The following is a 24,108-nucleotide window of genomic DNA, read 5'->3' as shown; positions in this document are numbered from 1 at the left end:
CTCCGCGATGCGATCGGATCGGGCGCACCCCCTGAGATCCCGGACGAAAGTCCTGATTCCCGCTGCGGTGGATGCGACACTGGTTCGGTGGTCGTTTCGGCCGCGATCGCCGGGGCCGACTTCGTCGGCCGTGAGCGGGAGCTCGGCCTCCTGGGGGAGCTCCTCGACCGTGCTTGGGCCGAGGAGGCGCACACGGTCGTCGTCTCGGGCGATTCAGGTGTCGGCAAGACCGCGCTCGTCATGCGGGCCTGCGCCGATCACCGAGGGGCAGGAGAGGCCCTGATCGGAACCTGCCTTCCCTTGACATCGATGTCGATCCCGTTCCTCCCCATCCGCTCCGCGCTGCGAGCGAACCCGCATCTCGTCGCCCCGCCGGAGGCTCCCGTCGACGGCGGTGAACGCGAGTTCGCGCTGCGATTCGACGCCTGGCTCGACGAGCAGACCGCACGAACCCCGGTCGTCCTCGCCGTGGACGACGTCCAGTGGGCCGACCGCAGCACGCTCGACACCCTCATGTACGCCATCGCGGGGCCGTCCTCCCGCCGCCTCGCGATCGTGATGACCCTGCGCGCGGGCGAGGTGGGTCTCGGGCATCCGCTGCAGCGCTGGCTCGCCGACATCCGCCGCCTGCCTCGCACCTCGGAGCTGGAGCTGGGGCCACTCGACCGTGCCGCGACCGCCGCGCAGATCGAGGCGCTTCTCGGTGGTTCTCCACACCAGTCGCTCATCGAGGAGGTGTACGCACGGAGTCGCGGCAACCCGTACTTCACCCGGCTGCTCCTCGCCGACCTCACGCCCGAGGCTCGTGCCATCCCGGCCTCGCTCCCGTCCGACCTGAGCTCCGCCGTCCTGCAGTCGTGGTTCCGGTTGTCGCAGCCGACGCGCAGGCTCGCGTCGGTGCTGGCCGTCGGCGGACGCGCCATGCGGGCCGACGAACTGGCGCGCATCGCGGACACCGCGGCGAACGGGTCGGAGGTGCGAGCATCGCTCCTGGAAGCCGTCGACTCGGGCACGCTCGATCGCCTCGCCGACGACTCCTTCTGGTTCCACCATCCGTTGAACGCCGAGGTCCTCGAAGCGACGCTCGGCGAGGACGAGCGTCGCGACTGGCATCGGAGATTCGCGGACGACATCATCACGAACACGAGCGGCACCGCCCGTTCGTCGGGCTCCGCGATCGCGCTCGCCGACCACCGGTATCGCGCCGGCCAGCAGCGCGAGGCCTTCGACGCCGCGCTCGCGGCCGCTGAGACGGCCGGTGCCGTGTCCGGGCATTCGGAGCAGCTGCGCCTGCTCCGGCAGGCGGCGCACCTCCGCGCCGACCTCCCGGGCCCGGCCGAACCGGTCGAGTCGATCTTCCGACGCATCCGGGCGGTCGCCGCGGAGGTCGGCGCGGTCGCAGAGGAGCTGGACGCCGTCGAGGCCCTGCTCGCGATGACCGATCGCGAGGCGCACCCGCTCGTCGCGGCCGAGCTGGTCGTGCGGCGAGTGCACCTCCGATTCCTCAGCGGGCAGGCGTTCATCGAGTTGTCCGACCTGCAGGAGGCCGAGCGGCTCGCTGCAGCGGATCCATCCGACTCCGTGTACGCATTGGCCCTGGCCGAGCTCGCGCACGCGGAGCTCTGGGCCGGAGTGGACGGTGCCGCGGAGCATGCAGGGCGCGCCGTCGAGATCGCCCGGGCCGCTGGGGACCTCCGCGCGCTCTCGCACGCGCTGTCTGCCCTGGTGATGGAAGCGGTCTTCCGCGACGCTTCGTCGACCGTGCGCGAGATCGCGCACGAAGCGGTCCGCGCCGGCCGGGAGTCCCGCGACTGGTTCGCTTACGTGCATGCACTGCTCTGGGAGTCCAACGCGACCGTGGACTGGGGCACGGCGGGCACGGCCGAAGCCATGCGGGATGGTCGACTCGAGCTCGAAGCCGAGGATGGACCGCACGCCTACGCCGCGTGGTTGTCCGCGATCGAGGCATCGAACTGGGTCATGATCGGCCGCTGGCACGAAGCCCAGGCGGCATTGCGGGTGGCGCTGGGTTCCGATCCCGGACCGTTCGGTGATGTCCACGCACGGCTGGCGGGGGCGCTGCTCGCCACGCGCCAGGGCCGGCAGGACGAGGCCGAGAGTCACCTGCTGCGGGTCGACGAGCTGATGATCGACGGGTCGGCCTTCCACGCGCTCGAATACGACGCGGTCTGCGCCGAGGTGCGCCTGGGTTCGGGCGACTCCCGTGGTGCCTTCGACGCCGCGATGAAGGGGGCCACCGCGCCCGGCAGCCTCCCGACGATGTGCGAGTGGCTCATGCCGCTCGCCGGGCGCGCCTTGGCCGACCTCGCGCAACGCGCGCGTGACCACGGTTCGTCCGCAGTCGAGCCTGTGGCCGAGCTCGACCGACTCGAGCGCCGGTTCCCGCACGTCCTGAAGGATGTCGGCGAGGTGACTCCGATCTACCGGGGACAGCTCGACGCGCTCGAGGCGCTCTACCTGGCCGAGCGGTTGCGTGCCCGGGCCGATCCCGCCGAGTCCTCGGCGTGGCTCGACGCGGTCGACGGGCTCGAGGCCTGCGGGTTCGCCTGGGAGGAGGCCTACGCTCGCGCCCGGGCGGCCGAGTCACTGCTCGGCAGGGACCGGAACCGCCAGGTCGGCGCCGAGATGCTGCGCAGCGGGCTGGCCCGTGCACGCGCCTTGGGAATGCATCCGGTCGAGGCGGAGCTGCTCGATCTCGCGCGCCGGGCCAGGGTGCCGGTCGAGGAACCGACGCGGAACAGCGCGAATTCGACCGGCCCGATGCCCGGGCTGACGGCACGCGAACGGGAGGTGCTCGCGCTGCTCGCCGTGGGCCGGACCTACTCGGAGATCGCCCGATCGCTCATGATCAGCGACAAGACCGTGAGCACGCACGTCTCGCACCTGCTCGCCAAGACCGGCGCGTCCAACCGCGTCGAGCTGGCGCGGCTGGTGCACCGCGTCACCTCGGACGGAGACGTCGAGGGCTGACGCCCCCGTCGGTCAGCGGGCGGATGCCGCGACCGTGGCGTCGCTCGCCGCGGCATCCGTCGCGACCGGACGCTTGAGCTTCAGCACGAGCACGGTCATCGCGGCCGCCGTGAGGGCCGCGAGCACCATGTGCACGCCGACGGCGAGCGGCGGCAGGCCGTTGCGCGCCTGGTAGAGGCCGACGGCGATCTGCAGGAGCTCGACGCCCAGGAGGACGAGCGACCAGCGCAGTGTGGGCAGCTCCAGGCGCCACGCGGCCACCGCGAGCACGATCGTCAGCACGAGCAGGGCATACCCCGGCCAGGCGTGCACGTGCTCGAGCAGTTCGGCGGCGAAGCCGTTGCGTCCGGCCGCCGCGTCGCCCGAGTGCGGGCCGGCGCCCGTGGTCAGGATGCCGAACACGATCGTGAGGGCGAGCACGCCCGTGGTCGCATGGGCGAGGCCCGCGTACCATCCGGGCACGGCTCGCTCGCGAGGACCGGGCACCGCGTGCATGCGAACGAGGAACGCGGCGGTCACGCACACGAGCAGGAGCGAGGCCACGTAGTGGAAGCCCACGATGAACGGGTTGAGGCCCGTCCAGACCGTGATCCCGCCCACCACCGCCTGCGCGACGACGCCGAGGAGGACGGTGAGCGCGAGTGCGAACAGGTCGCGCCGCTCGCGGCGGAGACGCCACACGAACACCACGAGGAGCAGCGCGACGATGCCGACGACGCCCGTCATGAGGCGGTTGCCGAACTCGATGAGCGAGTGGTAGCTGAGCTCCTGCGTCGGCACGAGCGAATCGGCCGTGCAGGTCGGCCAGGTCGGGCAGCCGAGGCCCGAGCCGGTGAGCCGAACGGCTCCGCCCGTGGCGATGATGGTCGTCTGGGCGAGGAACGACAGCCACGCCACGACCCGCACGCGGCGATCGATGCGGTCGGGCAGCCAGGCGGTCACGCGGTTCACGCTCGTGGAATCCTGATCCGGGTCGCGGTGGGAGGGTTCTGGGAGTCAGGACTCCGGGACCTCGGACCCTATAGACTTGATGGGTTGGCACAGCCCGACGCGCGCGCCATGGCGCGCCACCGGGGCACAGCCATTGTAGGTTCGCGACGACGCCACCCGCACATCACTCCACGACCGTACCGGCGCCTCGACCGGGCGGCAGGGGTGGGCCGGACTCATATCCGGTGAGCGGGAGGAGAAGAGGGAGAACATGACGGACGTACTGATCGACCGCCCCGAGCTGGAAGGGCTCGGCACGTACGAGTTCGGCTGGGCCGACTCCGACGCTGCCGGGGCATCCGCTCGCCGCGGCCTGTCGCCCGAGGTGGTGGCCGACATCTCTCGGCTCAAGGACGAGCCGGAGTGGATGCTGCAGCGTCGGCTCCGCGCACTCCAGCTGTTCGACCGCAAGCCCATGCCGAGCTGGGGCGCCGACCTGTCGGACATCGACTTCGCCAACATCAAGTACTTCGTCCGTTCCACCGAGAAGCAGGCCCAGACCTGGGAGGACCTGCCCGAGGACATCCGGAACACGTACGAGCGGCTCGGCATCCCCGAGGCCGAGCGCCAGCGTCTCGTCGCCGGTGTCGCCGCCCAGTACGAGTCCGAGGTCGTCTACCACCAGATCCGCGAGGACCTCGAGGAGCAGGGCGTCATCTTCCTCGACACCGACACGGCGCTGAAGGAGCACCCCGAGATCTTCGAGGAGTACTTCGGCACGGTGATCCCCGCGGGCGACAACAAGTTCGCGGCGCTGAACACCGCGGTGTGGTCGGGCGGCTCGTTCGTCTACGTGCCGAAGGGCGTGCACGTCGAGATCCCGCTGCAGGCCTACTTCCGGATCAACACCGAGAACATGGGCCAGTTCGAGCGCACCCTCATCATCGCCGACGAGGACTCCTACGTGCACTACATCGAGGGCTGCACGGCCCCGATCTACAAGTCCGACTCGCTGCACTCGGCCGTCGTCGAGATCATCGTGAAGAAGAACGCGCGCGTTCGCTACACCACGATCCAGAACTGGTCGAACAACGTCTACAACCTCGTCACCAAGCGCGCGGTCGCCCACGAGGGCGCCACGATGGAGTGGGTCGACGGCAACATCGGCTCCAAGGTGACGATGAAGTACCCGTCGATCTTCCTCATGGGCGAGCACGCCAAGGGAGAGACGCTCTCGGTCGCCTTCGCAGGCCCGGGGCAGCACCAGGACGCCGGCGCCAAGATGATCCACATGGCGCCGTACACGCAGTCGTCGATCGTCTCGAAGTCGATCGCCCGCGGGGGTGGCCGCGCAGGCTACCGCGGCGAGGTGCGCGTCGACGCGAACGCCCACCACTCCGCGAACACCGTGCGCTGCGACGCGCTGCTCGTCGACACGATCTCGCGCTCCGACACGTACCCCGCCATCGACATCCGCGTCGACGACGTGCAGCTCGGCCACGAGGCCACGGTGTCGAAGGTCAGCGAGGAGCAGCTCTTCTACCTCATGGCGCGCGGCATCCCCGAAGACGAGGCGATGGCCATGATCGTGCGCGGCTTCATCGAGCCGATCGCGCGCGAGCTGCCCATGGAATACGCGATGGAACTCAACAAGCTCATCGAGATGGGCATGGAAGGATCGGTCGGCTAGGAATGACCGACACTATGCAGAGCACCGCCATGCCCACTTCCGAGCAGCACGGCTTCCGACCCCATTCCGACGGCGCCGTCGTGCCCGTGCAGACGCGGTCCGAGCGATTCCGGTCGACGGATGTCTCGGAGTTCGCCCCGGTCACGGGCCGCGAGCACGAGTGGAAGTACTCGCCGGTCGCGGCGTTCGCCGACCTCACCTCGGGTGAGCTCGACGGCGCTCGACCCGAGGTCGAGTCGACGGATGTCGCGGGGGTGTCGCTCTCGTGGATCCCGCGCGACGACGCCCGCATCGGCCGTGCCGGCACTCCCGAGGACCGCGCGTCGGCGAACGCCTGGTCGAGCTTCGGCGAGGCGCTCCTCGTCGCGATCTCCGGCGAGGAGGCGAAGACGGTCACCGTGACGCGTTCGGGGCTCGGCGCAGCTCCCCGCGGCGCGCACACCGTGATCGAGGCGGCGCCGAACAGCCGCGCGCTCGTCGTCCTGCGCGGAACCGGTGACGCCCGCCTGGCCGAGAACGTCGAGGTCGTGGTGGGCGAGGGGGCGAACCTGACGGTCGTCTCCCTGCAGGAGTGGACCGACGACTCGGTCCACCTCGCGAGCCACTTCTCGCGGATCGCGCGCGACGCCAAGCTCAAGCACATCGTCGTCTCGCTCGGCGGCAGGGTCGTGCGGGTCAACCCGTCGACGCACCTCGCCGAGCAGGGCGGTGACGTCGAGGCCCTCGGCCTGTACTTCTCCGACGCCGGCCAGCACCTCGAGCAGCAGGTGTTCGTGCACCACGACGCGCCGCACACCCGCTCGCGCGTCACCTACAAGGGTGCACTGCAGGGCGAGGGTGCGCGGAGCGTCTGGGTCGGCGACGTCCTCATCGGCAACGCGGCGACCGGCACCGACAGCTACGAGCAGAACCGCAACCTCGTGCTGACCGACGGCACCCGCGCGGACTCCGTCCCGAACCTCGAGATCGAGACAGGCGACATCGAGGGCGCGGGTCACGCGTCCGCGACCGGTCGCTTCGACGACGAGCAGCTGTTCTACCTCCAGGCCCGCGGCATCCCCGAAGACGAGGCCCGGCGCCTCGTCGTGCGCGGATTCCTCGCCGAGGTCGTGCAGCAGATCGGCGACGCCGCACTCGAGGAGCGCTTGATGGCGGCGCTCGAAGCCGAACTCCAGGGGAGCTGACGTGGCAGGCACGCGCGTGTGCGGGGTCGACGACCTCGCCGTGAACGAGGCACAGCGGTTCGTCATCGACGGCGTTCCCATCGCCGTGGTGAAGGATGCCGCGGGCGAGATCTTCGCGATCGGCGACACGTGCACGCACGGCGACATCTCCCTCTCCGAGGGATTCGTCGAGGACGACACGCTCGAGTGCTGGGCCCACGGTTCGAAATTCTCCCTCATCACGGGCAAGCCCCTCACGCTGCCGGCCTACGAGCCCGTACCCGTCTTCAAGGTCGACATCACCGACGGGGGCGTCGTCATCGACCCCGCGGTGAAGCTCGCCGTCTGATCCCCGACTTCCCATGACCTCCGGCCGCCGCGCGGCCCGCAACGAAAGAGACCACCGAATCACCATGTCCGTACTCGAGATCAAGAACCTGCACGTCAACGTCGAGACCGACCAGGGCACCCGCGAGATCCTCCGCGGCGTCGACCTGACCATCAACGAGGGCGAGATCCACGCCATCATGGGGCCGAACGGCTCCGGCAAGTCCACCCTGGCGTACACGATCGCTGGCCACCCGAAGTACACGGTCGTCGAGGGCGAGATCCTCTTCGACGGCGAGAACGTCCTCGAGATGACGGTCGACGCGCGCGCACGGGCGGGACTCTTCCTCGCCATGCAGTACCCCGTCGAGATCCCCGGCGTCACGGTGACCAACTTCCTCCGCACCGCGAAGACCGCCATCGACGGCCAGGCGCCCTCCATCCGCGGCTGGGTGAAGGACGTCCGGGAGTCGATGAACAACCTCAAGATGGACCCGGCCTTCGCCGAGCGCAACGTCAACGAGGGCTTCTCCGGTGGCGAGAAGAAGCGCAACGAGATCCTCCAGCTCGAGCTGCTCAAGCCGAAGTTCGCGGTGCTCGACGAGACCGACTCCGGCCTCGACGTCGACGCGCTCAGGATCGTCTCCGAGGGCGTGAACCGCGCCCACGCGAACACCGACGTCGGCATCCTGCTGATCACGCACTACACGCGGATCCTTCGCTACATCAAGCCCGACTTCGTGCACGTCTTCGTGGCGGGCAAGATCGCCGAGCAGGGCGGCCCCGAGCTCGCCGAGCGCCTCGAGGAAGAGGGCTACGACCGCTACAACGTGGCCGAGTCGGCCATCCAGTAGGCGCGGGTAGACTCCAGACATGGTCACCTCACTCGCTCCCGAGCGATTCGACGAGATCAGCGAGGCGCTGAAAGACGTCGTCGACCCCGAACTGGGCGTGAACATCGTCGACCTCGGGCTCATCTACGACCTCAACTGGGATGACGAGCACGATGCGCTCGTGATCAACATGACGCTCACGAGTGCGGGGTGCCCGCTCACCGACGTGATCGAGGAGCAGACCGCCGAGGCGCTCGACGGGACCGTCGAGCGATTCCGCATCAACTGGGTGTGGATGCCGCCGTGGGGTCCCGAGCGGATCACCGACGACGGGCGCGACATGATGCGCGCACTCGGCTTCGCGATCTGATCCCATGGACGGCGCGCCGGCTCCCGCTTCGCGCGAGGGCTACACGCACGGCCACCACGAAAGCGTCATCCGCGTGCACGAGTGGCGCACGGTCGACAACTCGGCGGCGTACCTGATCCCGCACCTTCGCGACGGCCTGCGGGTCCTCGACGTCGGGAGCGGACCGGGCACGATCTCCATCGATCTGGCACGCCGCGTCCGTCCCGGATCCGTCGTGGGCATCGACGCGTCGGCCGAGATCGTGGAACGAGCCGCGGGCCTGGCCGCGAGCCAGGGCGTGACGAACGTCGAGTTCCGCGTCGGCGACGCGTACGCGCTCGACTTCGACGACGACAGCTTCGACGTCGTGCACGCACATCAGGTGATGCAGCACCTCGGCCGACCGGTCGACGCCATGCGAGAGATCCGACGGGTCCTCGCGCCGGGCGGCGTGCTGGCCGCGCGCGACGCCGACTACGGCGGCGTGATCTGGAGTCCCGAGTCCGCCGGGCTCGCCCGCTGGTTGCAGCTGAATCGCGACATCTACCGATGGAACGGCGGAGAGGCGCTGGCGGGCCGCCTGCTCAAGCGCTGGGCCCTCGCGGCGGGGTTCGAGGAGGTCGACGCCACGGGCTCGGTCTGGGTGTTCTCATCCGACCGCGACCGCGAGTGGTGGGGCGGCGCCTGGTCGGACCGGGCGACGAAGTCCCAGTTCGCGGCGCACGCGATCGAGTCGGGTCACGCCTCGGTCTCCGAGCTCGAGGCCGTCGCGGAGGCGTGGCGGACGTGGGCCGCCGATCCCGAGGGCTGGCTGCTCATGCCGCACGGGGAGATCATCGCGCGAGCCTGAGCGCGTCGACTCACCAGTCGTCGTCGGTGGCCGGCGCCGCCCCGGTGTCCACGGGCCCGGTCGTCACGACCGTCCCGTCGTCGAGTTCGGCGATCGGCCGACCCTCGAGCCAGGTCAGCGTCCAGTGGTGCCCGGCACCCTCGGCGGCGCGCGCTTCGGCCGCCGTGATGAGCGGTCGCAGGTCGGCCGGCACCGAGGCCGGCGGTTCATCGCCGAAGGACCAGCGCGTGCCGAGCCGCATCAGACGTCCAGCTCGAAGCCGATCGCGGCGCTGCGCCGCCCGAGCTCGTCGGAGAGGCGGAGCGACTCCGCGTCGCCCGGATCGTTCGTCCACGTGATGCGCGACGCGTGGAGCTCGGAGGCCTGCGCGCGCACCAGCTCGAGGAGCTGGCGGCCGACCCCGTTGCCGCGGTGGGCGTCGCCGACGTAAAGGTCGTCGACCACGACGCCGGTGCTCGCATCGAAGGTGCGCGACTCGGCGTGGAACTGGACGAGCCCGACCGGTGTGCCCTCGTCGTCGACCGCGAGGGCGGCGCGCAGCGGGTTCCGCGGCTCCTGGATCCAGCTCCACACGATGAGTGCCTTCGTGTCGTCGAGGGGGGCACCGCGCCCGGCGCAGTAGGCATCGAAGAGGGGCAGCCAGCCGAAGAAGTCGTTCTCGGCGATGTCGCGGACGGTGACGCTCATGCGCGTGCCTCCTCGGCGGGGGTCTCCAGCTCGACGTCGCGGACCTCGAGCTCGTCGGATGCGTCGAACTCGAGCACGCGGATCCGCCCGACGGCGCGCAGGTCGGACTCGACATGCGCGAGCAGCGCCGTCGCCGCATCGGGTGCGGCGATGACCGCGCGGGCGACGGGAGTCTTCTGCGACGCCTTCGCATCGGTCTTGGCGCGACGGATGCCGGTGAGCGCGAGGCTCGCCAGCTCGAGCAGCTCGACGCCCGCGTCGCCGCGCGCGGCGAGCTCGTCGCCCGTCGGCCACGAGGCCTGGTGCACCGAGCCGTCGTGCGACCAGCGCCACGCCTCCTCGGCTGCGAACGGGATCACGGGCGCGAACAGGCGCAGCAGCACGCTGAGCGCGGTCTTCAGCGCGGCGACCGCCGACGCCTGCTCCTCGCTCGGCTCGCCGTAGGCGCGCTCCTTCACGAGCTCGAGGTAGTCGTCGCAGAACGTCCAGAAGAACGTCTCGGTCACCTCGAGCGCGCGGGCGTGATCGTATCCGTCGAGAGCCCGCGTGGCCTGCTCGACGACCGTCGCGAGTCCGGCGAGCATGCTCCGGTCGATCGGCACGGTGACCGCGGCATCCGACCGGCCCTCGAAGCCGAGGATGAACTTCGCGGCGTTCAGCACCTTGATCGCGAGGCGCCGGCCGATCTTGACCTGCGTGGGATTCTGCGGGTCGAAGGCCGCGTCGGTGCCGAGGCGCGACGAGGCCGCCCAGTAGCGCACCGCGTCGGAGCCGTGCTGCTCGAGCAGCCCGGCGGGCGTGACGACGTTGCCCTTGGACTTCGACATCTTCTTGCGGTCGGGGTCGACGATGAAGCCCGAGATCGCGGCGTTGCCCCACGGTGCGGCGCCGTGCTCGAGCTCTGCGCGGAGCACGGTCGAGAACAGCCAGGTGCGGATGATGTCCTGGCCCTGCGGGCGCAGCGAGTACGGGAACAGGAGCTCGAACAGCTCGGGGTCGCGCTCCCAGCCGGCCGCGAGCTGCGGCGTGAGCGACGACGTCGCCCACGTGTCCATGATGTCGTGCTCGCCGGTGAACCCGTTGGGCTGATCACGCTGCGACTCGTCGAATCCGGGGGCGGGGGTGGAGGACGGGTCGACCGGCAGCATCTCGCGGGTGGCGATGATGGGCTGGTCGAACACCGGGTCGCCTGCGGCGTCGATCGGGTACCAGACCGGGATCGGCACGCCGAAGAAGCGCTGCCGCGAGATGAGCCAGTCGCCCGACAGCCCGCCCACCCAGTTCTCGTAGCGCACGCGCATGAAGTCGGGGTGCCAGTCGATCTCGCGGCCGCGGCCCACGAGGCGGTCGCGAAGCGACTCGTCGCGTGCGCCGTTCACGATGTACCACTGCCGCGTCGAGACGATCTCGAGCGGGCGGTCGCCCTTCTCGTAGAACTTCACGGGGTGCGTGATCGCCTTGGGGTCGGCGAGCAGGTCGCCCGACTCGCGCAGCAGCTCGACCACGGCCTGCTTGGCCGAGAACGCGGTCTTGCCGGCGAGCTTCGCGTAGGCCTCGCGCCCGGCGTCGGAGGAGATCGCCTCGGGCGCCTCGGCGATGATGCGACCGTCGAAGCCGATGATCGCGCGGTTGGGCAGGTCGAGCTCGCGCCACCAGACGACGTCGGTGACGTCGCCGAACGTGCAGATCATGGCGATGCCGGTGCCCTTGTCCTTCTGGGCGAGGTGGTGCGCGACCACGGGCACCTCGACGCCGAACACCGGCGTCGTCACGGTCGTGCCGAACAGCGGCTGGTAGCGCTCGTCGTCGGGGTGCGCCACGAGCGCGACGCACGCGGGGATGAGCTCGGGCCGGCTGGTCTCGATCTCGACCTGGCCGCCGTCGGGGCGGTGGAACGCCACGCGGTGGTAGTGGCCCGCTTGCTCGCGGTCCTCGAGCTCGGCCTGCGCGACCGCGGTGCGGAACGTGACGTCCCACAGCGTCGGCGCGAGCGCCTGGTAGGCCTCACCGCGCGCGACGTTGCGGATGAACGCGAGCTGCGAGGTGAACAGTGCCTCGTCGGCGATCGTGCGGTAGGTCTGCGTCCAATCGACCGACAGGCCCAGCTGACGGAAGAGCTCCTCGAACTGCTGCTCGTCTTCGGCCGTCAGCCGCTCGCACAGCTCGATGAAGTTGCGGCGGCTGATGGGCACCTGGTCGGCCGGCTTGATCGTCTTGCCCTCGGTGCCCTCGTGCGGCGGCGTGAAGCCGGGCACGTACGGCAGCGACGGGTCGCAGCGGACGCCGTAGTAGTTCTGCACGCGACGCTCGGTGGGCAGGCCGTTGTCGTCCCATCCCATCGGGTAGAAGACCGACTTGCCGCGCATGCGCTGGAAGCGGGCGACGAGGTCGGTGTGCGTGAACGAGAACACGTGGCCGATGTGCAGCGACCCCGATGCGGTGGGCGGGGGAGTGTCGATCGAGTAGATCGCCTCTCGCGTCGCGCCCTCGCGCTCGAACCGGTAGGTGCCCTCGGATTCCCAGACGCCGCCCCACTTCGACTCGAGGCCCTCGAGAGCGGGCTTGTCGGGAATGCGCGCGGTGTCGGTCATGATGCTCCGGTTCGGTATATGCGGCACCGAGTCCATGGGGGTGCCTGAATGTGGACGCTCAAGCCTACCGGAGTCGGCGCATCCATGCCGTGACCGGCCCGAACGGTGCGCGTTGCCGAGACGTGGCGGATGCCGCGGCCGCGCGCCGCGGCATCCGTCGACCGTCTATGCGGCGACCGGCTCGGCCACCTCGCGGCCGTCTTCCGCGATCGGCGCGTGGCGCATGCGCGCTGCCGCCCACGCGGACACCAGCGTGATGGCCGACAGCAGGGCGAGCACGACGCCGGGGTGCCACCAGGCGAACCCGGTCAGCCCGCCGAGCCACAGCGTGACGAGCGGGATGAATCCCGAGATCGCGGCTGCGACGGCGTACGCGACCGACAGCGCCGAGTACCGGTAGTGGTCGGCGAACAGGTCGTTCATGAGCCCGCCGAGCGCCGCCCACGACATGGTCGGCAGGATGCCGCCCACGATCATCGTGCCGACCAGCACCGGGAAGCTCGCGAACTGCAGCAGCCAGTACATGGGGAACGTGATGAGCAGCGTGCCGAGCGCGCCGTAGGCGACGACGCGCGCCGAACCGACGCGCGTGGCCCACCAGCCGAACAGCGGGATCGTGACCAGCTGCAGCAGGCCGCCGATCGTGGTCGCCACGAGGAGGTCCTGGAAGCTGAAGCCGAGGGTCGTCACGCCGTAGTTGACCGTGTACGTGTTCATGAGCGAGTACGAGCCGATGCCGAGCAGCGCCGCGCCGAACGCGACGAGCAGCGCGACGGGCTGCGCGCGGAACATGGTGGCGAAGGGCACGCGGTCGCGGCGCTGCTCCGAGACGACCGCCTTGAACACGGGCGTCTCGTCGATCGAGAGCCGCAGCCAGAGCGAGACGAGCAGGAGCGGGAACGCGAGCAGGAACGGGATGCGCCAGCCCCACTCGGCCAGCTGGTCGGCCGGCAGGACGAGCGTCATCACGATGAACACGACGGCCGACAGGATGGAGCCCACGGGGGAGCCGAGCTGCGGCACCGCGGCGTAGAACGCGCGCTTGACGGGGCTCGCGTGCTCGGTCGCGAGCAGGATCGAACCGCCCCACTCGCCGCCGAGCGACAGGCCCTGCGCGACTCGGAGCAGCACGAGCAGCACGGCGCCGAGCCATCCGGCCTGCGCGTACGTCGGCAGGAGGCCGATGAGGCCCGTGGCGACGCCCATGACGCCGACCGTCCAGAGGAGGGTCGCTCGCCGGCCGATGCGGTCGCCGAGGTGGCCGAAGATCGCCGCACCGATCGGTCGCACGACGAACGCGACGCCGATCGTGGCGAACGCCGCGAGCGTGCCGCCGAATTCGCCGAGCGGGTCGAAGAACAGCGGGCCGATGAAGTAGGCGCTGAAGTACGCGAAGACGTAGAAGTCGAACGACTCGAGCGAGGTGCCGACCATCGACGCCCAGGCGACGCGTCGCACAGGGGAGGAGCTCGGAGGGAGGGGTTCAGTGGAGGGGACTGCAGTGGTCACGGCTGACCATCCTGACAGCGAGCGGATGGCGCGACAAGGCAATTGCGCTATTCGCACTAGCACGAGTGCTTGAAGCGGTCGTGCACGCGACGTAGTGTCGCACCGTGCGCATCCGACTCGACCACACCATCCCGGGGCCGCTGTTCGAGCAGCTCGCCTCGTCGCTCCGTGCGTCGATCGTCGATGGACGCATCGGCTACGGCGAGCGCCTCCCCGCCGCGCGCGAGCTCGCATCGGTGCTCCAGGTCAACGTCCACACCGTGCTCCGGGCCTATCGGGTGCTCCGCGACGAGGGACTGATCGAGCTGCACCCCGGCCGCGGCGCGACGGTCGCCAAGCGGCTCGGGCACCACACCGCGCTGGCCGGCGCCATCCACGACCTCGTCGACGAGGCGCGGTTGAACGGCGTCGACGCCAACGCGCTGATCTCGCTCATCCGCGAGGCGTACCGCTGAGCCGTCCGGTACGCTGGGACCCAACGACTGCGATCCGGCCATCACCGGGGAGTCTCCGGAAGAACGCGTGACGGATGCTGCGGCATTCGGCTCGTCACTAGAACCGGACGGGACCAGCCCGTCACAGCTGAGGAACGAGAGGCTCCGGCATTGCCGGGGCAAGCGGGGTGGTACCGCGGTGGCGCTCGACGGGCGCACCGTCCTCGTGGAACCGGCGAATCCAGCAGGAGCGAGCGTTGTACCCCAAGGGCCAGGACCCCGAGCAGTCGTCCGTCACGCCGTCGCCGTCCTTCCCGGCGATCGAGCAGGCCGTGCTCGCGCACTGGAAGGCCGACGGGACGTTCCAGGCGTCCATCGACCAGCGCGAGGGCGCACGCGAGTGGGTCTTCTACGACGGCCCGCCGTTCGCCAACGGCCTGCCGCACTACGGCCACCTCCTCACCGGGTACGCGAAGGACCTCTTCCCGCGCTTCCAGACCATGCGCGGGCACCAGGTGCACCGCCGGTTCGGCTGGGACACCCATGGGCTGCCGGCCGAGCTCGAGGCCGAGCGCCAGCTCGGCATCATCGACAAGAGCGAGATCGAGCGCATGGGCATCGCGGCCTTCAACCAGGCCGCGCGCGACGCCGTCCTCCGCTACACCGAGGAGTGGGAGGAGTACGTCACGCGCCAGGCCCGCTGGGTCGACTTCGAGGACGACTACAAGACGCTCGACGTCACGTTCATGGAGTCGGTGGTCTGGGCGTTCAAGCAGCTGCACGACAAGGGCCTCGCGTACGAGGGCCACCGCGTGCTGCCGTACTGCTGGCGCGACCAGACGCCGCTGTCGAACCACGAGCTGCGCATGGACGACGACGTCTACAAGATGCGCCAGGACCCGTCGGTCACCGTGACCTTCCCCTTCACGGGCGCGAAGGCCGAGTCGCTCGGGCTCACCGCCGTGCGCGCGCTCGCCTGGACGACGACGCCGTGGACGCTCCCGACGAACGCGGCGCTCGCGGTCGGACCCGACATCGAGTACGCCGTCGTGCCCGCGGGCCCGAACGGCACCCCCGACGCGACCGTCCTGCGCGAGCGCGCCGGCGACGCGCCATCCGACACCGAGGTGCTCGGCGCCGAGTACCTCATCGCGCTCGATCTCGTGGGCGGCTACGCCAAGGAGCTCGGCTACGACTCTCCTGAAGCGGCGCGCGCGGCGGTGGCCCGCACCGTTCGCGGCGCCGAGCTCGAGGGCGTCACGTACGACCGGCTGTTCGACTACTACGCCGACGTCGAGCGCTGGGGCCTGCAGAACGCGTGGACGGTGCTCGTCGCCGACTACGTCACGACCGAGGACGGCACCGGCATCGTGCACCAGGCCCCCGCCTACGGCGAGGAGGACCAGAAGGCGTGCGAGGCCGCCGGCATCCCGGTGTGGCTCTCGCTCGACGACGGCGGTCGATTCCTCCCCGACGTGACGGATGTCGCGGGGCAGCTGTGGAGCGACGCGAACACGCCGCTCATCCGCCTGCTCCGCGCCGAGGGCCGACTGCTGCGCCACGCGAGCTACGAGCACTCCTACCCGCACTGCTGGCGCTGCCGCAACCCGCTCATCTACCGGGCGGTGTCGAGCTGGTTCGTGCGCGTGCCCGAGTTCCGCGACCGCATGGAGGAGCTCAACCAGGACGTCGAGTGGGTGCCCGCCAACGTCAAGGACGGCCAGTTCGGCAAGTGGCTCTCGGGGGCGCGTGACTGGTCGATCAGCCGCAACCGCTACTGGGGCTCGCCGATCCCGGTGTGGAAGTCCGACGACCCCGCGCACCCCCGCATCGACGTCTACGGCTCGCTCGAGGAACTCGAGCGCGACTTCGGCCGCCTGCCGGTCAACCAGCACGGCGAGCCCGACCTGCACCGCCCGTTCATCGACGAGCTCACGCGCCCGAACCCCGACGACCCGACCGGGAAGTCCACGATGCGCCGCATCCCCGACGTGCTCGACGTGTGGTTCGACTCGGGCTCGATGCCGTTCGCGCAGGTGCACTACCCGTTCGAGAACCGCGACTGGTTCGACACGCACCATCCGGCCGACTTCATCGTCGAGTACATCGGGCAGACCCGCGGATGGTTCTACACGCTGCACGTGCTCTCGACAGCCCTGTTCGACCGGCCGGCCTTCGAGAACGTCGTCAGCCACGGCATCGTGCTGGGCAACGACGGGCAGAAGATGTCGAAGTCGCTGCGCAACTACCCCGACGTCAACGAGGTGTTCGACCGCGACGGCTCCGACGCGATGCGCTGGTTCCTCATGTCGAGCTCGGTGCTCCGCGGCGGCAACCTCGTCGTGACCGAGGAGGGCATCCGCGAGGGCGTGCGGCAGCTGATGCTGCCGCTCTGGAGCACGTGGTACTTCTTCTCGCTCTACGCCAACACGGCGCGCGAGGGCGGCTACGAGGCATCCCGCCGCACCGACTCGACCGACGTCCTCGACCGGTACCTGCTCGCGAAGCTGCGCGACCTCGTCAAGGCCGTGACGGCCGACCTCGAGGACTTCGACTCGCCGCTCGCTGCCCAGAAGCTGCGCGACTTCGCCGACGTGCTCACGAACTGGTACGTGCGCCGGTCGCGCGACCGGTTCTGGCAGGGCGTCGAGGCCGATGGCGTGGGCGCCGAGGCGTTCGACACCCTGTACACCGTGCTCGAGACGCTCACGCGGCTCGCCGCTCCCATGCTGCCGCTCGTGACCGAGCAGGTGTGGCGCGGCCTCACGGGCGGGCGCAGCGTGCATCTCGAGGACTGGCCCGTGGCCGACGAGTTCCCGGCCGATCCCCAGCTGGTGGCCGCGATGGACGGCGTGCGCGAGGTGACCGGCACGGTGCTCGCGCTCCGCAAGCAGGCCGGCCGCCGGGTGCGGCTGCCGCTCGCGTCGCTCACGGTGGTGACGGGGGATGCCGCGGCGCTCGCGCCGTTCGAGGCGATCCTGCGCGACGAGCTCAACGTGAAGCGCGTCGACCTGGTCGCGCTCGACGAGTCGAGCGCCGCCGCCTACGGCGTGACCAAGCGGCTCACGGTGAACGCGCGCGCCGCCGGACCGCGCCTCGGCAAGCAGGTGCAGCAGGCCATCCAGGCGGCGCGTTCGGGCGACTGGTCGCTCGACGGCGACACCGTCGTGGCGGGCGGGATCGCGCTCGAGCCGAACGAGTACGAGCTGGTGCTCGAGGCCGGTGGCGCCGGCGAAGGCGGCAGCGCGCTCGGGCTGCTCGCGGACGGCGGCTTCGCCATCCTCGACACCGCCACGACGCCTGAGCTCGAGGCCGAAGGCCTCGCTCGCGACGTCGTCCGCGCGGTGCAGGAGTCGCGCAAGGCCGCCGGCCTCGAGGTCGGCGACCGCATCCGGCTCGAGCTCACGCTCGACGCCGCGGGTGCCGCCGCGGCCGAGGCGCACCGCGACCTGATCGCGCGCGAGACGCTCGCGACCGACCTGCGCATCGCCGCCGGCGACGTCGGCGGCGACGGCGCTCGTGCGGTCGGCGACGGATCGGCGCTGCTGGTGTCCCTGGCGAAGGCCTCCGAGACCTCGGAGGTGACCGTCCCGTGACCGACGCCATCCCCGAGGCGACGCCCGAGGAGCGCGACGCGGCCGACGGCGTGTACGCGGCGTTGCTCGCCCGCGTCGGCGAGGCCGCACCGCAGCCGCGACTCGACGCGACCCGGCGCGCCGTCGAACTCCTCGGCGACCCGCATCGCGCGGCGCCCGTCATCCACCTCACCGGCACGAACGGCAAGACGTCGACGAGCCGGATGATCGAGAGCATCCTCCGCGCGGAGGGACTGCGCACGGGCCTGCTCACGAGCCCGCACCTCGTTCGCTTCACCGAGCGGATCCGCATCGACGGCGCGCCGATCACCGACGAGGCCGTCGCCCGGATCTGGGGCGAGATCGAGCCGTTCATCGGACTCGTCGACGCCGAGCTCACCGATCGCGGCGAGGAACCACTGACGTTCTTCGAGGCGCTCACGGTGCTCGCGTTCGCGGCCTTCGCCGACGCGCCCGTCGACGTGGTCGTGCTCGAGGTCGGCATGGGCGGCGAATGGGACTCCACGAACGTCGCCCACGGCCAGGTCGCCGTCTTCACGCCCATCTCCCTCGACCACGAGTCGCGCCTCGGTCGCACGGTCGCCGAGATCGCCCGGACCAAGGCCGGCATCATCAAGCCCGGCGCCGCGGTGGTCACCGCGTTCCAGGCGCCCGAGGCGCTCGAGGTGCTGCACGAGGTCGCTGCGACGAACGACGCGACGGTCGCGATCGAGGGCGGCGGCTTCGCCGTGCTCGACTCCCGCGTCGCGGTCGGCGGCCAGCTCGTCGGCATCCGAGGACTCGCGGGGGAGTATCGCGATCTCGCGCTGCCGCTCTACGGGCGCCACCAGGCCGAGAACGCGGCCGTCGCCGTCGCGGCGGTCGAGTCGTTCCTCGGCGGCGGGGCCGTGCGCCTCGCCGACGACATCCTCGAAGAGGGCCTCGGCACTGTGACCTCGCCCGGCCGCCTGCACCCGATCTCGACCGAGCCCACCGTGCTCGTCGACGCCGCGCACAACCCGCACGGCGCCGCGGCCCTCGTCGAGGCGCTCGGCGAGTACTTCGACTTCGACGAGGTGCTGTTCGTGTTCGGCGTGCTCGCCGACAAGGACGCGGCCGGCATCGTCCGTGCGCTGGAGCCGGGTGGAGCCCGCTTCCTGGTCACGCAGTCGGAGTCCGACCGGGCCGTCCCGGCAGCTGAGCTCGCGCCATCCGTCGCCGCCCTCGTGGGCGCCGACCGCGTGGACGTGGCCGATCGCCTGGACGACGCCCTCGACGAGGCCCGCGACTGGGCGACCCGCGGCGAGAAGCGCGGCGTCGTCGTGACGGGGTCGATCACGCTCGTCGGCGACGCCATCGCCATCGCCGAGGACCGAGAGTGGGGCACCCGATGACCGGCACGGCACCGGACGCGCCCGAGGGCGCGCCCGACGCTGCCGTCGAGCCGACGACACGGCCGGCCCGCCCGCTCCGCCGCACCCTCGCCTCGATCGTGCTGACCTTCGAGCTCCTCATCATCTTCCTCGCCGCGCTCGTGATCTGGGGGTTGTCGCGCGAGGACGGCGGCCCGTTCGGGTTGCCAAGCTGGGTGCCCCTGGCCGCGGGCGGCGTGCTCATCCTGCTCGCGCTCGTGACCATCACGCTCCTGCGCTTCGAATGGGCCTACGTGCTCGGCTGGGCGCTGCAGGTGCTCATCCTCGCGGCCGGGCTGCTCAACCCCGCGATGTACCTCGTCGGCGCGATCTTCGGCGGCATGTGGGCCTACTGCATGATCGTCGGCGCGCGCATCGACCGCGCCCGGGCGGCGGAGGCCGCACCGGGAACCGAACCAGGAAAGGAACCGGCATGACCACCGCCATCGAGGAGACCCTCGTCCTGATCAAGCCCGACGGCGTCGCCCGCAACCTCACCGGCGAGATCCTCCGCCGCATCGAGGCCAAGGGCTACTCGCTCGTCGACCTCCGGATGGTCCAGGCCGACCGCGAGCTGCTGGCGCACCACTATGCCGAGCACGAGGGCAAGCCGTTCTACGAGCCGCTCCTCGAGTTCATGCAGTCCGGGCCGTCGGTCGCGATGCGCGTCGCCGGGAACCGCGTGATCGAGGGGTTCCGCGTGCTCGCCGGCACGACCGACCCGACCACGGCCGCGCCCGGCACCATCCGCGGCGACTTCGGCCGCGACTGGGGACTCAAGGTGCAGCAGAACCTCGTGCACGGCTCCGACTCGGTCGAGTCGGCCGAGCGCGAGCTCGCGCTCTGGTTCGCCTGAGCGATCCGCGGGCGGAGGCATCCGGCCGACCCGGATGCCCCGCCCGGCTCAGAACAGGGTGCTCAGGTCGGTGATCACGCGGGGAATGGCGTTCATCTGCAGCTGCGCGAGCACGATCACGAGGACGTAGCACGCGAGCGTTATCACGACGATCCAGCTCAGGCCCACGGCGCCGACGCGCTGGACGCGCTCGTCCCCTCCGTACACCCCCTCGCGGAGGTTGCGGAACGTCACGGCGAGGAACGTCGGGATGGTGACCGCCCAGGTGAGCATGCACCAGGGGCACAGAACGTCGAGCACGTAGATGCTCTGCGCGATGAGCCAGGCCACGAGCGCGAGGGCACCCGTCACGCCGACGTTCAGCCCGATCCAGAACCAGCGATCGAACCGGGCGCGCGCGAGGAGCGCCATCCCGATGGTGATGACGACCGGCCACGCCATGAGACCGATGAACGGATTGGGAAAGCCGAAGATCGCGCCCTGCTGCGAGGCGAGGTTGGTGCTGCACCCGACGAGCACGCCCACGTTGCAGCCCGGCTCGTAGCTCGGATCCGACAGCGTGAGGATCTTCTCGATCGAGAGTTCGAATGCTGCGAGGAGCCCCAGCCCGCCGACGATCACGAGGAAGACGGCGAACGCGAGCGGCCGCGCCGTGCGGGGGGAGTCGGGCATGAGCCGTATTCTGGCACGCCGATTCCGCGCAGGGATGGGAGACCGTGCGATAATCGGATGAGTCGTCCGGGCCGCGCCCGGTGCGACGCCAACGAGGGCTTTGAGGATGCACCGCATCCCATCCGCGGAGCAACCGCGAGATTTGGCGTCACCGGCACCCGCCGGGCGCAGCAGTGAAGGATTGGCGATCCCGCCGTACGGCAGCGGATCGCTCTGAGGAGTACGGGCGAGATGGCGCGGCCATCGGTCCCGGCGTAGGAGTGCACCAGAGATGGTGGAAGACAACGGAACACCGCCGAACGCATCCGAGCACGAGGCGCCGCGCCGTCGCGCGGGTCTCTTCGGGTCGCGTCGCAGCGGTCGGCGCGCACTGGTCGTGCCCCGCGAAGCCGGGGCGGGCGACGGCACCCCCGAGCCCACGATGACGGATGACACCGGCCGGGCTCCCGACGAGACCGCCGCCGCCAATGCGGACCTCGAGCCTTCGACCACCGAAGCGCAGGAGCGCGACACGGGCGCCACCGACGCGCAGGCCCAGCAGGACGTGGCGCCGAGCCCGTCCGTCGAGTCCCCGGCCGACGGCGCCGGCGATGCCACCGACGCCCAGTCCGAGCCCGAGCCGGTTACCGCCGAGGAGCCGCCCGCGACCGAGTCGCCGATCCCGGCCGCCCTCTCGACCACGTCGCTGATCTTCCACGCACCGCCGGTGTTCGCTCCGCCCGCTGAAGAGCGCGAGGAGCGCGACGGCGATGCCGGTGATGGCTCGAGCGTGCGACGCCGTGCCCGGCGCCGCAGCGGCGAGGAGTCGCGCAGCGCGGGCGACGAGCCGGCGAACACGGTCGTCAAGGTGCGCAAGCCGCGCGAGCCCGAGCTCATCACCGAGCCCCAGAAGGTCAAGGGCTCGACGCGCCTGGAGGCCAAGAAGCAGCGCCGTCGCGACGGCCGTGACGCCGGTCGCCGGCGTGCGGTCATCACCGAGGCCGAGTTCCTCGCCCGTCGCGAGTCGGTCGACCGCCAGATGGTCGTCCGCCAGAAGGGCGGCCGGATCCAGATCGGCGTGATGGAGGACGGCGTGCTCGTCGAGCACTACGTCGCCCGCAACCAGGACGCATCGCTGATCGGCAACGTGTACCTCGGTCGCGTCCAGAACGTGCTGCCGAGCATGGAGGCCGCGTTCGTCGACATCGGGCGGGGCCGGAACGCGGTGCTCTACTCGGGCGAGGTCGACTGGGATGCCGCGGCCGAGAACGGCGAGAAGAACCAGCCCCGACGCATCGAGCTTGCGCTCAAGCCCGGCGACCGCGTGCTCGTCCAGGTCACCAAGGACCCGGTCGGCCACAAGGGCGCCCGGCTCACGAGCCAGATCTCGCTCCCCGGACGCTACCTCGTGTACGTGCCGAACGGTTCGATGAACGGCATCAGCCGCAAGCTCCCCGACACCGAGCGTGCCCGCCTCAAGAAGATCCTCAAGGAGGTGCTCCCCGAGAACCAGGGCGTCATCGTCCGCACCGCGGCCGAGGGCGCCACCGAGGAGCAGCTCACGCGCGACGTCAACCGGCTCATCGCGCAGTGGGCCGACATCTCGACCACCATCGAGAAGGTCCAGGCGCCGGCCCTGTTGCACTCCGAGCCCGACCTGCTCATCAAGATCGTCCGCGACGTCTTCAACGAGGACTTCCAGAAGATGATCATCGCCGGCGACGAGGCGCGCCGCACGATCGAGAAGTACCTCGGCCAGGTCGCTCCCGACCTGCTCGAGCGCGTCGAGGCGTACTCGGGCGAACGCGACGCGTTCGACGAGTTCCGCATCACGGAGCAGATCGAGAAGGCGCTCGAGCGCAAGGTGTGGCTGCCCTCGGGCGGCTCGCTGATCATCGACCGCACCGAGGCGATGACCGTCATCGACGTCAACACCGGCAAGTTCGTCGGCTCGGGCGGCAACCTCGAGGAGACGGTCACCAAGAACAACCTCGAGGCCGCCGAAGAGATCGTCCGTCAGCTGCGGCTTCGCGACATCGGCGGCATCATCGTCGTCGACTTCATCGACATGGTGCTCGAGTCCAACCGCGACCTCGTGCTGCGGCGTCTCGTCGAGTGCCTGTCGCGCGACCGCACGAAGCACCAGGTGGCCGAGGTCACCTCGCTCGGGCTGGTCCAGATGACCCGCAAGAAGCTCGGCCTCGGGCTGCTCGAGTCATTCAGCGAGCCGTGCGAGGTGTGCGCCGGCCGCGGCATCATCGTGCACCACGAGCCGATCGCCAAGCACCGCGCGCCGCAGCAGCAGGTCGAGCGTCGTCGCAACCGCGGCGGAGGGGGAAGCGGCGGCGGCAACGGGTCCGGGTCGTCCGCGCCCGCGAACGACAAGGCGCACCAGGGCACGCACGCCATCACCGAGGACGTCAAGCACGCGCTCGCGCAGATCGCGGCGTCGACGGTCTCGCATCCCGAGCATCGGCCCGCCGCGTCGACGGCGGAGTCCTCGGCGGACGCCGGTATCGCTGAAGCCGACCTCCGGGCGAGCGAGCCGTCCGAGGCGCCTGCCGAGGCCGCCGCCGAGCCGTCCGAGTCGTCGGGTGGCCGCCGGCGCGGTCGCCGCCGCGCGTCGCGGGGTTCGGGTGGCGATCGCGGCACGGCCGCAGCCGCCGAGGTGCCGTCCGAGGCGCAGGTCGCCGAGCCGTCGGAGCCCGTCGCGGCCAGCGCCGACGCGGTGCCGCAGGGCGAGCGAGTCGAGCAGTCGGCACCGATCATCGACCTGCCCGACGCTCCCGTCCGTCGCGAACGTCCCGCTCGCGTCGCCGAGGCCGAGACGCTGCTCGACTCCGTGCTCGACGCGCTGCCGGCGCCGAAGGCCGCAGGGGAGGGGCGCGCACGCTCGCGTGGCCGTCGGGTCTCGACCGCCGCGCTGAGCCCGGCGGGTTCGCCGCCCGTGATCACGCGCCCCGACGGCTCGCCGGGCTCAGGCGCCGAGTGACCGGCGCTCGCGAGGCGTGACGCGGAGGCCGCTCGCGGCGAGCCTGCGCACGAGCTCGCGTGGCGGCACCGGCTCCGCCCCGGCGGCGACCAGTTCGTCGTAGCGTTCGGTCGGGACGTCGTAGTGGTCGAGGTCGAAGCCGCGCCGGGGAATCCCGTTGCGGTCGGCGAACTCCTGGAGCTCCTCGATCGACGTGTCGCTCACGAGGTGCGACCACACGGTGCCGTGCTTCGGCCAGAGCGGCGGATCGATGAGGATCATTTGAGCA

General features: G+C 70.7%; 20 protein-coding genes. 13 read left to right on the top strand and 7 right to left on the bottom strand.

Annotated elements, in window-relative coordinates:
* Positions 1–87: 87 nt before the first annotated feature.
* Positions 88–2,991, top strand: a complete 2,904-nt coding sequence (locus ACFQ58_RS09020; RefSeq protein ID WP_376950737.1) for an AAA family ATPase — start codon at positions 88–90, stop codon at positions 2,989–2,991.
* Between the two features lie 12 nt (positions 2,992–3,003).
* On the opposite strand, the gene ACFQ58_RS09015 is transcribed toward ACFQ58_RS09020, so the two are convergent.
* Positions 3,004–3,942: a heme A synthase gene (locus tag ACFQ58_RS09015; RefSeq protein ID WP_376950736.1), complete on the bottom strand. Its 939-nt coding sequence runs from the start codon at positions 3,940–3,942 to the stop codon at positions 3,004–3,006.
* Between the two features lie 250 nt (positions 3,943–4,192).
* Here ACFQ58_RS09015 and sufB point away from each other — a divergent pair, with 250 nt between their 5' ends.
* The 6 genes from sufB to ACFQ58_RS08985 all read left to right on the top strand — a co-directional run bounded on the left by sufB (position 4,193) and on the right by ACFQ58_RS08985 (position 9,133).
* Positions 4,193–5,611 carry a Fe-S cluster assembly protein SufB gene (sufB, locus tag ACFQ58_RS09010; protein ID WP_376950735.1) on the top strand — a complete coding sequence of 473 codons (1,419 nt, stop codon included), beginning with the start codon at positions 4,193–4,195 and terminating at the stop codon, positions 5,609–5,611.
* 2 nt (positions 5,612–5,613) lie between these two features.
* Positions 5,614–6,795: a Fe-S cluster assembly protein SufD gene (sufD, locus tag ACFQ58_RS09005; protein WP_376950734.1), complete on the top strand. Its 1,182-nt coding sequence runs from the start codon at positions 5,614–5,616 to the stop codon at positions 6,793–6,795.
* Between the two features lies 1 nt (position 6,796).
* The gene (locus ACFQ58_RS09000) at positions 6,797–7,123 is read left to right on the top strand and encodes a non-heme iron oxygenase ferredoxin subunit (RefSeq protein WP_376950733.1); all 327 of its coding nucleotides are present in this window, start codon (positions 6,797–6,799) and stop codon (positions 7,121–7,123) included.
* A 64-nt stretch (positions 7,124–7,187) separates the two neighbouring features.
* A complete protein-coding gene (sufC, locus tag ACFQ58_RS08995; RefSeq protein ID WP_376950732.1) occupies positions 7,188–7,955 on the top strand; it encodes a Fe-S cluster assembly ATPase SufC in 768 nt (255 codons plus the stop codon).
* Positions 7,956–7,974: 19 nt separating this feature from the next.
* Positions 7,975–8,304 (top strand): metal-sulfur cluster assembly factor, encoded by a 330-nt coding sequence (locus tag ACFQ58_RS08990; protein ID WP_092669939.1) that lies wholly within the window; start codon positions 7,975–7,977, stop codon positions 8,302–8,304.
* 4 nt (positions 8,305–8,308) lie between these two features.
* Entirely contained in the window at positions 8,309–9,133 is an 825-nt protein-coding gene (locus ACFQ58_RS08985) for a class I SAM-dependent methyltransferase (protein WP_376950731.1), read from the top strand.
* 10 nt (positions 9,134–9,143) lie between these two features.
* Here the strand turns inward: ACFQ58_RS08985 and ACFQ58_RS08980 are convergent, their stop codons facing one another.
* From ACFQ58_RS08980 to ACFQ58_RS08965, 4 genes are all read right to left on the bottom strand, one after another.
* Positions 9,144–9,374, bottom strand: a complete 231-nt coding sequence (locus tag ACFQ58_RS08980) for a hypothetical protein (RefSeq protein ID WP_376950730.1) — start codon at positions 9,372–9,374, stop codon at positions 9,144–9,146.
* Positions 9,374–9,820: a GNAT family N-acetyltransferase gene (locus ACFQ58_RS08975; protein WP_376950728.1), complete on the bottom strand. Its 447-nt coding sequence runs from the start codon at positions 9,818–9,820 to the stop codon at positions 9,374–9,376. The genes ACFQ58_RS08980 and ACFQ58_RS08975 overlap by 1 nt, the downstream gene beginning before the upstream one ends.
* Positions 9,817–12,411, bottom strand: coding sequence for a valine--tRNA ligase (gene valS / locus ACFQ58_RS08970; RefSeq protein WP_376950727.1), 2,595 nt, complete (start codon positions 12,409–12,411; stop codon positions 9,817–9,819). The genes ACFQ58_RS08975 and valS overlap by 4 nt, the downstream gene beginning before the upstream one ends.
* Positions 12,412–12,576: 165 nt before the next feature.
* Positions 12,577–13,920, bottom strand: coding sequence for an MFS transporter (locus ACFQ58_RS08965; RefSeq protein ID WP_376950726.1), 1,344 nt, complete (start codon positions 13,918–13,920; stop codon positions 12,577–12,579).
* A gap of 104 nt (positions 13,921–14,024) precedes the next feature.
* Here ACFQ58_RS08965 and ACFQ58_RS08960 point away from each other — a divergent pair, with 104 nt between their 5' ends.
* From ACFQ58_RS08960 to ndk, 5 genes are all read left to right on the top strand, one after another.
* Positions 14,025–14,375, top strand: a complete 351-nt coding sequence (locus ACFQ58_RS08960; RefSeq protein ID WP_376950725.1) for a GntR family transcriptional regulator — start codon at positions 14,025–14,027, stop codon at positions 14,373–14,375.
* A 236-nt stretch (positions 14,376–14,611) separates the two neighbouring features.
* Positions 14,612–17,950: an isoleucine--tRNA ligase gene (ileS, locus tag ACFQ58_RS08955; RefSeq protein ID WP_376950724.1), complete on the top strand. Its 3,339-nt coding sequence runs from the start codon at positions 14,612–14,614 to the stop codon at positions 17,948–17,950.
* On the top strand, positions 17,947–19,323 hold the full coding sequence (locus tag ACFQ58_RS08950) for a bifunctional folylpolyglutamate synthase/dihydrofolate synthase (RefSeq protein WP_376950723.1): 1,377 nt from the start codon (positions 17,947–17,949) through the stop codon (positions 19,321–19,323). Before ileS ends, ACFQ58_RS08950 begins: the two co-directional genes overlap by 4 nt.
* Complete coding sequence (locus ACFQ58_RS08945; RefSeq protein ID WP_376950722.1) at positions 19,320–19,778, top strand: DUF4233 domain-containing protein; 459 nt, start codon at positions 19,320–19,322, stop codon at positions 19,776–19,778. Before ACFQ58_RS08950 ends, ACFQ58_RS08945 begins: the two co-directional genes overlap by 4 nt.
* Positions 19,775–20,197, top strand: coding sequence for a nucleoside-diphosphate kinase (gene ndk / locus ACFQ58_RS08940; protein ID WP_376950721.1), 423 nt, complete (start codon positions 19,775–19,777; stop codon positions 20,195–20,197). The genes ACFQ58_RS08945 and ndk overlap by 4 nt, the downstream gene beginning before the upstream one ends.
* A gap of 48 nt (positions 20,198–20,245) precedes the next feature.
* Here the strand turns inward: ndk and ACFQ58_RS08935 are convergent, their stop codons facing one another.
* A complete protein-coding gene (locus tag ACFQ58_RS08935) occupies positions 20,246–20,869 on the bottom strand; it encodes a vitamin K epoxide reductase family protein (RefSeq protein WP_376950720.1) in 624 nt (207 codons plus the stop codon).
* Between the two features lie 271 nt (positions 20,870–21,140).
* Here ACFQ58_RS08935 and ACFQ58_RS08930 point away from each other — a divergent pair, with 271 nt between their 5' ends.
* Positions 21,141–23,840 (top strand): Rne/Rng family ribonuclease, encoded by a 2,700-nt coding sequence (locus ACFQ58_RS08930; protein ID WP_376950719.1) that lies wholly within the window; start codon positions 21,141–21,143, stop codon positions 23,838–23,840.
* On the opposite strand, the gene ACFQ58_RS08925 is transcribed toward ACFQ58_RS08930, so the two are convergent.
* Complete coding sequence (locus ACFQ58_RS08925) at positions 23,826–24,101, bottom strand: DUF4031 domain-containing protein (RefSeq protein ID WP_376950718.1); 276 nt, start codon at positions 24,099–24,101, stop codon at positions 23,826–23,828. The two genes, ACFQ58_RS08930 and ACFQ58_RS08925, sit on opposite strands and share 15 nt — an antisense overlap.
* Positions 24,102–24,108 lie beyond the last annotated feature (7 nt).

Source organism: Agromyces sp. NPDC056523 (genome assembly GCF_042794545.1).
In the GTDB taxonomy this organism is placed as follows: Bacteria; Actinomycetota; Actinomycetes; order Actinomycetales; family Microbacteriaceae; genus Agromyces.
Note: the sequence above shows the minus strand (reverse complement) of the source record. Positions and strands in the feature narration are given on the sequence as shown.